General features: G+C 55.0%; 10 protein-coding genes and 1 pseudogene. 1 reads left to right on the forward strand and 10 read right to left on the reverse strand.

What is annotated here, in order from left to right:
- Nucleotides 1-9: 9 nt before the first annotated feature.
- From ACQY4Z_RS16900 to ACQY4Z_RS16935, 8 genes and pseudogenes are all read right to left on the reverse strand, one after another.
- Nucleotides 10-1005: an ABC transporter ATP-binding protein gene (locus ACQY4Z_RS16900; RefSeq protein ID WP_428523162.1), complete on the reverse strand. Its 996-nt coding sequence runs from the start codon at nucleotides 1003-1005 to the stop codon at nucleotides 10-12.
- On the reverse strand, nucleotides 1002-2012 hold the full coding sequence (locus ACQY4Z_RS16905) for an ABC transporter ATP-binding protein (RefSeq protein WP_428523164.1): 1011 nt from the start codon (nucleotides 2010-2012) through the stop codon (nucleotides 1002-1004). Before ACQY4Z_RS16905 ends, ACQY4Z_RS16900 begins: the two co-directional genes overlap by 4 nt.
- 4 nt (nucleotides 2013-2016) lie before the next feature.
- Nucleotides 2017-2991: pseudogene (locus tag ACQY4Z_RS16910) on the reverse strand (ABC transporter permease).
- Nucleotides 2992-3005: 14 nt separating this feature from the next.
- Entirely contained in the window at nucleotides 3006-3977 is a 972-nt protein-coding gene (locus ACQY4Z_RS16915) for an ABC transporter permease (RefSeq protein ID WP_428523166.1), read from the reverse strand.
- A 220-nt stretch (nucleotides 3978-4197) separates the two neighbouring features.
- Nucleotides 4198-5781 carry an ABC transporter substrate-binding protein gene (locus ACQY4Z_RS16920; RefSeq protein WP_428523168.1) on the reverse strand — a complete coding sequence of 528 codons (1584 nt, stop codon included), beginning with the start codon at nucleotides 5779-5781 and terminating at the stop codon, nucleotides 4198-4200.
- Nucleotides 5782-6126: 345 nt separating this feature from the next.
- Complete coding sequence (locus tag ACQY4Z_RS16925; protein ID WP_428523170.1) at nucleotides 6127-9288, reverse strand: efflux RND transporter permease subunit; 3162 nt, start codon at nucleotides 9286-9288, stop codon at nucleotides 6127-6129.
- A complete protein-coding gene (locus ACQY4Z_RS16930; RefSeq protein WP_428523172.1) occupies nucleotides 9285-10418 on the reverse strand; it encodes an efflux RND transporter periplasmic adaptor subunit in 1134 nt (377 codons plus the stop codon). The genes ACQY4Z_RS16925 and ACQY4Z_RS16930 overlap by 4 nt, the downstream gene beginning before the upstream one ends.
- Before the next feature lie 117 nt (nucleotides 10419-10535).
- The gene (locus ACQY4Z_RS16935; protein WP_428523174.1) at nucleotides 10536-11396 is read right to left on the reverse strand and encodes an ABC transporter six-transmembrane domain-containing protein; all 861 of its coding nucleotides are present in this window, start codon (nucleotides 11394-11396) and stop codon (nucleotides 10536-10538) included.
- A 146-nt stretch (nucleotides 11397-11542) separates the two neighbouring features.
- Here ACQY4Z_RS16935 and ACQY4Z_RS16940 point away from each other — a divergent pair, with 146 nt between their 5' ends.
- The gene (locus tag ACQY4Z_RS16940) at nucleotides 11543-12142 is read left to right on the forward strand and encodes a TetR/AcrR family transcriptional regulator (protein ID WP_428523176.1); all 600 of its coding nucleotides are present in this window, start codon (nucleotides 11543-11545) and stop codon (nucleotides 12140-12142) included.
- 18 nt (nucleotides 12143-12160) lie between these two features.
- Here the strand turns inward: ACQY4Z_RS16940 and ACQY4Z_RS16945 are convergent, their stop codons facing one another.
- Nucleotides 12161-12952, reverse strand: a complete 792-nt coding sequence (locus tag ACQY4Z_RS16945) for a creatininase family protein (protein ID WP_428523178.1) — start codon at nucleotides 12950-12952, stop codon at nucleotides 12161-12163.
- A gap of 38 nt (nucleotides 12953-12990) precedes the next feature.
- On the reverse strand, nucleotides 12991-13380 hold the full coding sequence (locus tag ACQY4Z_RS16950; RefSeq protein WP_428529593.1) for a RidA family protein: 390 nt from the start codon (nucleotides 13378-13380) through the stop codon (nucleotides 12991-12993).
- Between the last annotated feature and the right edge of the window lie 47 nt (nucleotides 13381-13427).

Below are 13427 nucleotides of genomic sequence, written 5' to 3' on the forward strand. Positions count from 1 at the left end.
ACGTGAGGATTAAGCGGTGCAGAGGTGGCAGGCGACTTTGGCCTTGCCATTGTCGAAGGCGCGGACCGCCGGACGTTCCTGGCGGCAGCGGTCTTCGGTCAATGTGCACCGGGGATGGAAGCTGCAGCCTGAAGGTTTGTTGATCGGATCCGGGATTTCACCGGACACGATTTCCGCAGTCCGCCCAAATGCGTCGATGTGCGGTGCGGCATCCATAAGCATGCGCGTGTAGGGATGACGCGGGTTTTCGAACAGCGAGTCTCGATCCGCGACTTCGACCAGCCGGCCGAGATACAAGACACCGATTTCATCGGCCATATAGCGGATCACGGAAAGATCGTGACTGATGAAGAGGTAAGTCAGGCCGAGTTCCCGCTGCAGTGTCTTCATCAGGTTCAAGACCTGACTTTGCACCGATACGTCGAGCGCAGATGTGGGCTCGTCGCAGACGATAAATTCGGGGTTGGATGCAAGTGCACGGGCAATTGCGATCCGCTGACGCTGGCCGCCGGAAAACTCGTGCGGGAACTTCTCGCCATCCGATTTCGCGAGACCCACCTGATCAAGCAGCTCTGCGACCCGCTTGTCGACTTCACCTGCAGGCATCAGCTCAAAGGCCCGGATCGGTTCGCCGATGATATGACGGACACGCCAGCGCGGGTTGAGCGAGGCGTACGGGCTCTGGAAGATCATCTGGATGCGGCGGCGCATGGACAACTTGCGCTTTTGGTCCTTGATGGCGAAGAAATCTTCTCCGTCGATCAGGACCTGACCGCTGGTCGGCTTTTGAAGACCAACGATCATCCGGCCGATGGTTGATTTGCCTGATCCACTTTCACCCACCAGAGCAAACGTTTTGCCCTTCGGAATGTCGAAATCCACGGTGTCGACTGCTGTCAGAAATCGCTTGGATTCCATAGCCAGCATGCGGTTCAGCCATGGCTTGGACACGTCAAAAACTGCGCCCAGGCTCCGCGCACTGATCAAAGGGGTCTCGCCGGTCATTCGGACGCTCCGGAGATTTCTTTTTCGATTTGTTTGTAGGCCGGGTCGTAGAGCCAGCAGGCGACTTCACTGCCATTCACAGGTTCGAGAACCGGAATGTCATTGAAACAGGCCGAAATGGCTTTGGTGCACCGCTGATTGAATGCACAACCTTTCGGAATGGCCCGAAGGTTCGGCATGGAACCGGGGATTTGGCTGAGCGTCTGCAACGATCCGGTCGTTGATGGTGTCGAGGCCATCAAACCGACAGTGTAGGGATGCGACGGCGTGCTCAAAACATTCCGGGTCGGCCCGATTTCCGCAATCCGGACCGCATAAAGCACAGCAACGCGATCGGTTGTTTCCGCGATCACACCCATGTCGTGGGTGATCAGAATAACCGCAGTCCCGCGTTCGCGGCAAAGGCGTTTCAATAGGGCCATGATCTGGGCTTGAACGGACACATCTAGCGCTGTCGTTGGTTCGTCAGCGATAATGAGTTCCGGTTCCGCTGCCAGAGCCAGTGAGATCACCACCCGCTGGCGCATACCACCGGAGAATTGGTGCGGGTAAGCGTCAATCCGGGTGGCTGCTGCCGGTATACCCACTTCTTCAAGCAGCGCAATGGCCTTTGCGCGCGCATCGTTTTGAGAGAGGGGAAGGTGGGTCCGGATGGTTTGGATCAGCTGTTGGCCCACAGTCATCAACGGATTGAGGCTGGTCAGCGGGTCCTGGAAGACCATCGCAATTTTCTTGCCCCTGATGCGGCGCATGCGCTCTTCGGGAAGATTGTCGATGCGCTCACCATCAAGGTGAATTTCACCGCCGCTGATCCGGCCAGGACGATCTATCAGGCCGATGATCGCAGAGCCGCACATGGATTTGCCGGCACCGCTCTCACCAACGAGACCGAGGATCTCACCGGCCCGGACTTCGAACCCAACCCGGTCAACGGGTCGCAACACACCATTGCGGGTCGGAAACTCGACGATGAGGTCTGAGACTTTAAGAAGTGGAGTATCTGACACTGGATTATCGCAATTTCGGGTTCAACACATCGCGCAGCCAGTCGCCGAAAAGGTTCACGGAAAGCGCAAGGGCCAGAAGGGTGAGAGACGGGAACAGCAGGATCCACCATTCACCAGAGAGAATGTACTGCCGGCCGACATTGATCAGCGTGCCAAGAGATGGCTGAGTTTTCGGCGCGCCCACTCCAAGGAAGCTTAGAGTCGCTTCGGCAATGATTGCCAATGCCAGGCTAATCGTTGCGATCACGAGGATCGGTCCGGTGACATTCGGCAGAATGTGGCGGACCATGATGCTCCAGCGCTTGAGGCCAATGAGGTGACCTGCCTGAACATATTCCTTCTGCCGCTCCACCATGGTGGCACCGCGGACGGTCCGGGCAAACTGTACCCATTCAGAAAGACCAATGGAGATGATCAAGACCCAAATGGCCATTTCATCCCGCAGGTCTGGCGGGATCAGGCCCTTGCCGATGCCATAAAGTAGCATGGCAACCATGATGGACGGGAAAGTCATCTGAATGTCGGCAACACGCATGATGATGCCGTCTACCCATCAGCCGACATATCCGGACAAAAGGCCGAGAATGACACCGAGGGTCATCGCGAACAGGACCGCGACCAGGCCCACGAACAGGGAAATGCGCAGACCAAAGAGAATGGTCGAGAAGACGTCGCGCCCTTGGTCATCGGTTCCAAGAAAGAAGTAGTCACCGGTGAAATCGTTCGCTGAGAAGGGCTTGGTAAAGCCATTCATCAGGTTAAGACTGGATGGGTCAAACGGGGTATAGGGTGACAAAAGCGGAGAGAAGATTGCTCCAAGTACAAGCGTAATAAACACGAGTGACGAAACGACGATCACCGGTTTGGACTTGTAGGAATGCCAGATATCGGAATCCAGCCAACGTTGCCAAGTCGATGTGGCGACCGTTTCCTTGAATTCCGGGCGGGCACTGGCGCCCTTGGGAGTTTGGGTTTCCATGGTACCTCTTGTCCTCAGTTGCTGCCCACACTGAGACGCGGGTCGATGGTGAAATAGAGCAGGTCGACGATCAGGTTGATGGTCACGAAAATGACCGCAACGAGCAGCAGATATGCTGACATGATCGGGATATCGACAAAGTTCACCGCATTGATGAAGAGAAGGCCAACGCCTGGCCACTGGAAGACGCTTTCCGTGATGATCGCAAACGCGACAATTGAGCCGAATTGAAGACCGGTCACGGTAATAACCGGAACCATGGTGTTCTTCATGGCATGACCGAAATTGACCGTCTTCTGGCTCAGGCCGCGGGCCCGTGCGAAGCGAATGTAATCGGTTCTCAAAACTTCGAGCATTTCGGAGCGCACCAGACGCATGATCAAGGTCATCTGATAAAGACCAAGCGTGATCGCCGGCAGGATCATCGACTTAAGCCCGTCGACAGTCAGAATTGCGAGTTCCACACCGAACAGGCTGCGGGTATCACCGCGCCCGAAGGACGGCAGCCAGCCGAGATTAACGGCAAACAACCAGATCAGAAAAACGCCGATCAAAAAGGTTGGAAGCGAAACCCCGATGAGCGAAGCCGTCATGATGAAGTTAGCGACATAGCCATCTCGTCGGATGGCCGTATAGACCCCTAACATGAAGCCGAGTGAAATCGCTATGACACCTGAGAGAAAGGCCAACTCGAGCGTCGCGGGCAGACGCTCCAGGATCACCTCTCCGACTGGCAGGCCCACGCGGTAGGAAACACCGAAATCGCCGGACAAGGCTCTTTGGAAGTAGCGGACATATTGGACGATGATGGGATCATTCAGTCCGAGCCGCTCCTCAAGTTCCGCGCGGTCGGCAGCTGTTGCTTCCTGACCGAGCATGTTCTCCACGGGGTCGCCCATGAATTTGAACATGGCAAATGAAACAAAACCGACGGCCATCAGGACTAGAAGTGCCTGGCCGAGGCGGCGAATGATGAATGCGAGCATTTTTCAAGCCAATCGAGAGACTGTGGCGTCCGCGACAGTCTGCTAAGTCTTCCGATAAGGACGTGCTTATACTTGCGCTATGCGCAGAGTCTACCGTTTTTCCAATGTTTCAACAGTGGTGCTGGCGGAGAAAACCGTAAAGCTCATTTGGCTGACAAGCTTAAAACATCGCCACCGTACCGGATGAACTTCACTCGGTACGGTGGCGAAAGCGTGAGACTTAGTTAAAAGTCAGGAACTTAAAGTGCGGCTGATCTTCCGGCTGTACTGCGAAGTTGACCTTGTCAGCCATGCCCCAGTTCAGAACCTGGTTGTGGATCGGCAGGTACAGGTTTTCAGACTTCACCGTATCCCAGATTTCAGCAATCGTGGCGTTACGGACTTCCTGATCCGTTTCAGATGCGAGGCTTGCAATTTTCGCATCCAGTTCCGGGTTGGAATAGCCGGTTGCGTTCCAAGAGCCGAGCTTATCGGTCGTGGTGTGTGCCAGGAAGTTGAAGATGTACTCAGAGTCGAAGGTCGGAACGCCCCAGCCGAGCATGTAGAAGTCGGTGGTCTTGTTCTGGATCAGCGGGAAGTGCTGCGCCTTCGGCTTTGCGTCGAGGTTAACCTTGACACCGATCTGGCCGAGCATACCGACGGCAGCCTGACAAATTCCTTCGTCGTTGACATAACGGTCGTTCGGGCAGTTCAGCGTGATGCCGAACCCGTCACCGTAACCGGCCTCTTCCATCAATGCCTTTGCTTTCGCAACGTCGTATTCCGGATATGCGTCAAGCGCTTCGGTCCAGCCGTTGACGAACGGAGGCATGATCACACCGGTCGGTGCGGACTGATCGCGCATGACGATCTTCTTGATCGCATCGCGGTTCAGCGCAATGTTCATCGCTTCACGAACGCGGTTGTCAGCAAGCGGGTTTTTGCCGTCGACTGTGTCGCTTGTGAGATCATCTGCGCCCTGGTTCATACCGAAGAAAATCGTCCGGTTCTGAGCCGCGGTGTTGAGCTTCAGGCCATCGGTCCGCTCGACAATCGGCAAATCCTGAACCGGAACGTCCTGAATCAAGTCCACTTCACCGGACAGAAGAGCCGACACGCGGGTCGCGCCTTCCTGAATCGGGGTGTAAATGATTTCTGTGACTTCCAGCGGAAACTCGCCTTTGCCCCAGTAGTTCGGATTCTGTTTCAGGATTGTTTCGGAATCCTGCTTGCGGCTTTCCAGGGTAAATGCGCCGGTTCCGTTCACTGCGCGAACGCACGGGTTGTCGCCGCCATTGGCGATGTCTTGCGGTGCTTCACAGCCGTTGTCGGTCGCCCATCCGGAATCCATGATGAAAAGGTTCGTCATGTTGTTCGGCAGCAGCGGGTTCGGGCCGTTTGTTTCGAAATGGACCGTGTAGTCGTCGACCTTGCGAACGTCCTTGATGGAGTTCAGCAATTCCTTCATTGCCGATGTCGGCATCATGGCGCGCTTGAATGAGAAGACAACGTCATCAGCTGTGAAGTCTTCGCCGCCATGGAATTTTACGCCTTCACGGAGTTTGAATTCCCAAACTGTCGGATCTTCAGTCGGCTCCCAGCTGGTTGCGAGCGCCGGAATGATCTTTGCTTCCATGTCACGCTGAAGAAGCGGCTCGTACATCTGGTGTGCGAGAGCGTGGGTTGGGCCTTCGTTTTGAGCGTGCGGGTCCAAGGTCAGTGAATCACCGGCGCGTGCCCAGCGAAGTGTTTCAGCGTTTGCTGCACTCAGCCCGGCACAAATGGCCACGCTTGCAGCGGTCAGTTTCAGGAAAGTCTTCGTCATTATTTTCCCCTTCGGTTGTTACTGGGGCCGTTTCCCGGCGCGATCTTATGGTGATCCCCAGTTTGCCTGTAAGGATATATTCGCAAGGCTGTTTTTCGGATGGCATACACGCCATCCACCCTGCGGCATCCTGGCGGTAACAGACCCTCATGGCTTATGGGAGTCAAGAGTTAAGTAGATCTACGAAGTGGTTCAAATTATGCATTTTCCGACATGACGCAGCGTCTTTAGTGTTTCCATTGCTGCTTTGGCGGAGAGTGTGAGAGGGCTACTTGCGCGTGAACCGCGAATGCGGTTGAGTGCATGCAAGTCATTCCGCACTCTTCGGTTACTTCTTGAGCTGCCTTAGCGTTTCGTCATCGCGTTGGCAGCGTTCTTGGTGAGGTTGGCTTCCAGTTGTTTGGAGACTTTGGCTGCCCCGAAAAACTTGCGGACATCGTTACCAATAGCCAGCAATACCGGAATGAGTATCAGGGTTATCAGCGTTGCGAAAATCTCTCCGTAGGCCAGGGAAACTGCAGCGGGGATCAAATAGCGTGCCTGTTCGGACGTTTCGCTCATCAGTGGGATGAGGCCCACAACCGTTGTTGCGGTGGTGAGGAAAATGGCTTGAAATCGGGCCACGCCACAAATGAAGACAGCATCTTCATGCTCGGCTCCTTCCTCGCGCGCCTGCACGTAGTGGGTCATCATAACTAGAGAATCGTTGACCACGACCCCAATCAAGGCGAGCACGCCAAAAAACGACAGCAATGAAAAGGGCAGATCCATCACTGCGTGCCCGATTACGGCACCAACGAAACCAAACGGAATAACGGACATGATGATGACCGGCTTCCAGTAGGATTTCAGCGGCACTGCCATCAAAATGTAGATCAGCAAACCCGCGATCAGAAAAGCGCGCAAAAGGCCGCCGCGCATCTCGCCGATTTCTTCCAACTCTCCGCCCGCATCGATCTTCAGGCCTGGGTATTTGGATTCAAGTTTTTGGGAGAACTCACCAAAGATGATTTCCGCGACCTCTTCAGGCGCCGCGATGTTCCGGTTAATGTCCGCCATGACGGTCGTGATCAAGGAGCCGTTGCGCCTTATGATTTGGTCCGGAACATAGCTGGGCCTGATCTCAGCGACGGTCGAGAGAGAGATCCACTGGCCTTTGGTGCTTTTGAGCTGCATCTCCATCAGGTCTTCAATGCGATCCCGCGCGGTCAATGCGTTGCGGACGACCACACGGACTTCGGCATCACCCCTTTGGATCCGTTGAGCTTCTCCGCCGCCGAAAGCATATCCGATCTGACGCGCGAGGCTCTCGGACGTAAAACCCAGCGACTTTGCCTCTGGCCTTAGGCGTAACCGCAGCTCCGGCTGGCCGGTGAGCAGACTGTCCCGGGTGTTGGAAACTCCGCTGATTCGATCAAGCCGGTCACGGACCTCCTGACTTGCGGCCTCCAGCACCTGCTTATCCTTTGCCATAAGGCGGATCTGGAAACCGCCACCAAAGTCTTCAGATGCCGAAAAGGTGATTTCCGAGACCCCTTCCAAAGGGCCTACCCTCGATTTCCATGCTTCCAGGATGTCGCTGGTGGTCAGGTCAGGGCGGTCGGCAGACGGTATCACTTCCATGTAGAGCTCAGCCGTTGTCGCGCCGGTGACAAACGCAAACACATGCGCGACGGCTCCACTGTCATTGGCCGTAATCAGCTCCGGATCCTGGTTGAGCGCCACAGCAGCTTCTTCCAGGATCGCGACGTTTTTACGGGTGAGTTGGGTTGGCGCTCTCTGATCCATTTGAAGCGAAACCGAGATCACTTGGCCCGGCACGTTCGGGAAGAAAACAGACTTGATCTGACCTTTCGCCATGAGCCCGAAAACCAAGGCCGCGGCGGCAACAAATGTGATGAAAACAGCGTAACGATTTACAAGTGCCCATTTCAGGATCGGCGCGTAGATACGATCCCGGAAGCCCAGCAATCCGGACCTGGCACCTTTTTGAAGCCAGCCCCAACTGCGTGTAATCCATCCGCTTTTATCATTGGGTACTGGATTTATGTGAGCCAGGTGCGCCGGCAGGATGAGCTTGCTTTCAACAAGGGAAAACAGCAGCGCCAGAATGACAACGCCTGCAAATCCCGCAAGAACCTTACCCAAAGGACTGGTAATGAGAAGGAGCGGAAAAAACGCGGCAACTGTAGTCAGCACACCGAAGACAGTTGCAACGGACACTTTTTCCACACCGGCAGCTGTGCCCTTGATCGGATCGGCGAATTTTCTCCGCTGCTCGTGCACACTTTCGCCAACAACCACAGCGTCGTCGACCAAGATACCGAGAACTATGATAAAGCCGAAAGTCGTGATGTCATTGAGGGAATAGTCGACCCACCCGCCTGTAGAGACCGCAAAGGCACCAGCCAAGGAAATCGGAATGCCCATTGCGACCCAGAAGGCAAGCTGAACGTTCAGGAACAGCGCGAGCATCAATCCTACTAAAATCAATCCCTGGACAGCGCTGCTGGATAACAGTTGAAGCCGGTCAGATATGTAGTCGCGTGAGTTGCCCCAGATCGCAATCTGGACATTGTCTGGCAAGCTTTTCTGCGTTGCGGCGACAATGGCCTCTGCAGCATCCGAAACTCGCAAAAGATTGTCCTTGCGCCCAATCAGAACCTCCATCCCGACAGAGGGTTTTTGATTGAAGCGTGTCTCGATTGGAGCCTCGTCAAAACCGTCTGTGATGGTTGCCAGTTCACCGAGGCGGGTGGTCGTGCCATCCGGCCAAGTTGCAACGGGGATCTTCTCGAAGTCGCGAACAGAATAAGCCTGACTGTCTGCGCGCAGGGTAATGTCACCGCCCTCTGTTCTCAGCGTTCCGCCTTGGAAGAAAAGAGACGAGTGTTGAATGCGTTCCATGACGTCCGAAATCGTCAAATCATGACGTTGCAACGTGCCCGGCGTGAATTCGATCGAGATTTCCTGCGTCCGCAGCCCCCAATCATTGACCCTGGTAATTTCAGGGCTTGCCAAGAGATCGGCGCGCAGGTCGCGGGCAATCTTTTGGAGGGATTTAAGGTCAATGTCTCCGTAGATCTGGATGTAGAGCGCGGGAAGGTCGAAGTCGTTCGTTTCGATCACGGGGCGCCGGGCGTCCTTTGGCAAATCGTAGATGCCATCGACTTTCAACCGAACGTCGTCGAGAAGTTTGGTAAGCTTTGTGCCGTCGGTTTTCTGGATCGATATCACTGAGAGGCCGGGTTGAGATTGAGACCTGATCGATTTCACCCCCTCCAGGCCCTCGACAGCCTTCTCAACCTTGCGCGTGATCTGCTCATCCACCTGCTCGGTATGGGCATTTGGTAAGGATGTTGCCACCGTAACCGCGTCAGCCGGGATCTTCGGGAAACCCTCAATCCGAACGGTGAAGACAGATGTGATGCCGGCAAAAAGGATGAACACCATCAAGAGATTGGCGGCGACGGGGTTACGAATGAACCAGTTTGTAAGCCAAGTCATTTGCTTTGCTCCAGGTCCATCGGTGCAACCTTTCGCCCGGGCAAAAACACGCTCATCGGAAACGCAACGATCCGGAGGCCGGTTTCTTGCGCGAGCGCTTCGGGCACTGCAATCACGATGTCTCCTGAATCGCGGAAAAGAGGCTGTGCCGCGAAGCGTTGCAGCCGATTGCCGCGATCAACATGCCAAACGAAACCATTCTGGGTGAGAGCGCTTTCGGGAATCCGCAGAGTGTTCCCGATAGGGCGGACGGGCAGGTGCAGCTCCACAAAAGATCCAGGTAGAATGCGCCCTTCTTCCAAAGGCTTTACTTCCAGAAAAAGCTGGTGTTTCCGCGATTGCGGATCCAGGAAGCTGCCGCTTTCTCGAACTCCTGCAGTGCCGATTTTTACGCCACGCTCATCAAAGACGCCCACGGTCAAGTCAGACCAGTCCTTGGACAACAGTGCCCACTCATGTGCGCCCACCGATGCTTGAGTGTCCAGCAGGTCGTCGTCCAGGATCTGAAAGAGAACATCCCCTTCATTGACCGTTGCACCGGGGCTGACGTTGCGCCGGGTCACGATACCGTCAAAGGGGGCTCGCAGTGTGGTGGAGCGCAGGTCATATTCGGATGCTGCGACGCGCGCTTCCGTTGCTTTCAAGGCGCGTTCTGCAACATGAACTTGCGGAAGGTGAACGGCCATTTCCGGGGGTGTTTCTCCGGGTTTGGCAGCCGTCCAGTCCTTAATGGCGATGCGGTGCTTGTTTTGTGCCTTTCGAAGATCAAGTTTCGAGCTTTCGTAAGCCGATCGTGCATCCGCTACGTTGGCCACGTAAGGGGCATCTTCCAATTGCAGGAGGACGTCCCCCTTTGATACCCGGGATCCGGCGAGAGCGGGGGGCGTTTGATTGCTGACAACACCTGATATGCGGGATCGCAGATCGACTTGCCAGCGCGGAGCAACCTCTGCGAACACCGTAACCGCCCCGGTATGAGTGCCAATTTCAGCATCCACCACGGTCACTGGAGGGAGCGGTTGCGGGGCTGATGTTAATTTGACATCAGCTGTGTCTTCCAGCTCGCTTAACACCCCGGCTACGGCAAGCAGTGCCATGAAGGCGAGTGCAATCCAGATGCCTTTTCTCATGATTTGCTGGCCTTTTTTAACGCAATTTTCGCGACCGGCTGCGTTGGCATTTTGATAGCTTGGCAGCGCCCGGCCTCCTCGCAGGTGCCAATGCCTGGTGGGGATTGAAACGGGAACTCAGCCAAGGGAAAGGTCTCCGTTTGAGTTGATCCTGCGCGTGATTTCGCTCAATCGGGACCAGCTTTGCAGAGCGATTGGAAGGGTGAGGGCCGCTTCCACAAATTCCCAGGAGTAGCTTGCGATTGAAAAGATGCGTCCTGCGGTGATGCCGGCCAGCCCTGCTGCCTGGTAGAGATTGAAAACGATGAAACCGACCTGAAGCAGGAAAATGCCGCCATAAACAAAAGCCTCGGTATCCGAAATTGCGACTTCATGGCGGCGCAGGGCGCGCAGGTGACGGAAGATGCCGAGCCGCTCGCCCCGTGTGAGGACATCCACTTGCTGTTCGCGCTGCTCGTTGAGTTGCCGGTTGACGTTGTAGAAGCGCCTGTGAAAGCAGGCGTAAACCAGAAGCATCCCGGCCAGCACCAACAGCGATGAGAGACCGAGCGACATATCGAAATAAGTCAAAATGGTCAGGCTCACGCCCAGTTGTATGAGCGCTGCGATCAGTTGCGGTGCTTCATGCTCCAAAAAGTCGACCAGTTCGCGGGACATGTCGATCCGGGCATTTCGTCTCGAAACGTGCAGCGAGGAGCATCGCTGATGGAGTTCGTCTCCAAGATGCAGTCGTATTGTGCCGTAGGTACGGGTGTCGTAAATCCGGCGTCCGACAGCCAGGAAACAAAGGCCACACAATACGGCCATCATCCAGCCGAGTTCGGAAACCCGGCCCGCAAGCAAGCCGTCAATCGATAGACCGATCAACAACGGGATCAGGGCAATCAGGCAGTTTTCGGCAAATACAATTGTCCAAGTGATTGCGATTTTCGCCCTGAACATCTGGAAGATATAAGCTAGATCAATCGCCATCCGCATTTTACGGTCATTTCCCAAACGGTGCTCGAATTCAGATTTGAGAGGTCGCTAACAAACAAGTCTGTTTCGAATTAAAATCGAGTGAACGTTCGTTCGTTGAGTTACATAATCGGATTTTGAAGAAATGCAATGGAGCCCATACAGGAATGAGTGAAAAACCGACCCGGGAAGAGACGACAAATGCGCGGCGGAAACACATCGTGGAGGTCGCAGCTGCGTGTTTTATTGCGAAAGGGTTTCACCAAACCAGCATTCGGGACATTGCCCGCAGCGCGGGGGTTTCCTTAGGAAATATCTACAATCACTTCCCTGGAAAGACTGAGATCATTGCTGAAATTGCTAGCCTCGAAGCGGCGCAAATCGATGCCTTTGGATCGATGTTTGAGAAAAACGGCAAGGATCCGCACAAGGCGCTTGATCAATTCTTGAAAGCATACTTGAAGACCTGCAGTGCCCCCAGCCATGCCGCGTTGACGCTTGAAATTCTAGCAGAAGCCATCCGGCAGCCGGAGATAACGGTCGGTTTCATGGAAAACCGTGTGAAGCTTCTGGCAGGTTTGGAGGGCCTGATCGGCCAGCTTAGAAACAGCGAGAGGGCTGAGAGTAATCTTTCGGATCGTGATGCAGCTGAGTTTGTCTTGGATCTGATTGAAGGTGTCGGGATGCGGGTGTTCTTTGAAGAGCGGAAACCTGCAAAGCGGGATCACCAGAAGCTGCATCTGGCAATCAGCAAGCTGTGTAGCTGAGATGTTGAAGGTCTGACCTTAATCAAAATGCGCCAAGTCAAAGGCATGCACGTCCTGCAACAGTTCAACAAACCCTCTTGCAGCGTGATCCAGCGAGGCCTTGCCCTTTTCTGCGGTCGCGATTGAGGCGTCCCCAACTGTTCCAGCCGGATTGAGGTCCTGAGCCTTCCAGCCAAAAGCATGAGGACCGTGCGCTCGAAGGTGCTTGAACTTGGAGGCAAAGTCCTCCTGTGCAGATCTAAAGTTCTGAGCCTTTTCCATGTTTACGAGGTCAGGCCGGAGGTGCAGCATGATTGAAGTCTCGACGTCTCCGCCATGGATACCGAAGGTCAGTTCGTGATCTGAAAACACGCCGTCGGGTTGGCCAAAAGCTGCCCAGGCTGTTCCGACGGCCAGCATATTGTGCCGGACACGCAATTCGCGCGTTAGAATGCCAATCAGGGGAACGTTGCCGCCGTGGGAGTTGACCACAACAACCTTGCGCACGCCGGCTCTGAGGATGCTGTCGCCGAGCTCAAGCCACGCCTGCAAGGCCGTTTCCCAGGTCATTGTCAGTGTGCCGGCGGACGAAATGTGTTCATTGGATTTGCCGACCGCCTGGACCGGCAAGAAGCTGGCCGGAATATCAGTTGGAAGCAGTTCTATGACTCGGCTAATCTGCCCTTCCGCAATCGCGGTGTCGGTATAGGCTGGGAGGTGAGGCCCGTGCTGCTCGATTGCTGCGACTGGCAGAACGGCGATCCAATCCTTGACGTCAGGACGATCGAAATCCGTTGTCGTCATATCTTGCCAATAGGGTTTCGGCAACATTGTTCATCTTCCCAATAACTTATGTTTGCAATCTATGCCTAGTCGGCTGCGGCAACGACTTCAATCTCAACCACGAACTCTTCGCGTGCGAATCCGGACACAATCATGAGCGTGGAAGCCGGTGGCGGGGCAGTGATGAATTGGTCTCTGGTTTTCATATAGCCCGGCAAATGCTCCCGGCCGGTTACATAGGCGTTGATGCGCACAATATCTGCCAAGGCCATGCCAGCTGATACCAGAATTGCCCGAATGTTTTCAAAACAGAGCGCTGTTTGGCCCTCAACGTCGCTCGGTATGTGGTCCTCGGCATCAATGCCGAGTTGGCCAGAGGCAAACAGAAGGCGTTGCCCAGGTGGCACTTCCACCGCATGGCTGTAGCGTGCAAACGGCGGCCGAATGTCCGGCGGTGTGTGTGTCTTTTTCAATATAATGCTCCTTGAAGAATTGCGCAGGAGCCTATCCCGCGGCTCGGGCA

The sequence above is a fragment of the Roseibium sp. genome (assembly GCF_965276855.1).
Lineage (GTDB): Bacteria > Pseudomonadota > Alphaproteobacteria > Rhizobiales > Stappiaceae > Roseibium.

What these genes read in the sequence shown, in the direction of transcription:
- ACQY4Z_RS16900 (WP_428523162.1), bottom strand. Translation starts at nt 1,005, where the DNA reads ATGACCGGCGAGACCCCTTTGATCAGTGCGCGGAGCCTGGGCGCAGTT.
- ACQY4Z_RS16915 (WP_428523166.1), bottom strand. Translation starts at nt 3,977, where the DNA reads ATGCTCGCATTCATCATTCGCCGCCTCGGCCAGGCACTTCTAGTCCTG.
- ACQY4Z_RS16920 (WP_428523168.1), bottom strand. Translation starts at nt 5,781, where the DNA reads ATGACGAAGACTTTCCTGAAACTGACCGCTGCAAGCGTGGCCATTTGT.
- ACQY4Z_RS16925 (WP_428523170.1), bottom strand. Translation starts at nt 9,288, where the DNA reads ATGACTTGGCTTACAAACTGGTTCATTCGTAACCCCGTCGCCGCCAAT.
- ACQY4Z_RS16930 (WP_428523172.1), bottom strand. Translation starts at nt 10,418, where the DNA reads ATGAGAAAAGGCATCTGGATTGCACTCGCCTTCATGGCACTGCTTGCC.
- ACQY4Z_RS16935 (WP_428523174.1), bottom strand. Translation starts at nt 11,396, where the DNA reads ATGCGGATGGCGATTGATCTAGCTTATATCTTCCAGATGTTCAGGGCG.
- ACQY4Z_RS16940 (WP_428523176.1), top strand. Translation starts at nt 11,543, where the DNA reads ATGAGTGAAAAACCGACCCGGGAAGAGACGACAAATGCGCGGCGGAAA.
- ACQY4Z_RS16945 (WP_428523178.1), bottom strand. Translation starts at nt 12,952, where the DNA reads ATGTTGCCGAAACCCTATTGGCAAGATATGACGACAACGGATTTCGAT.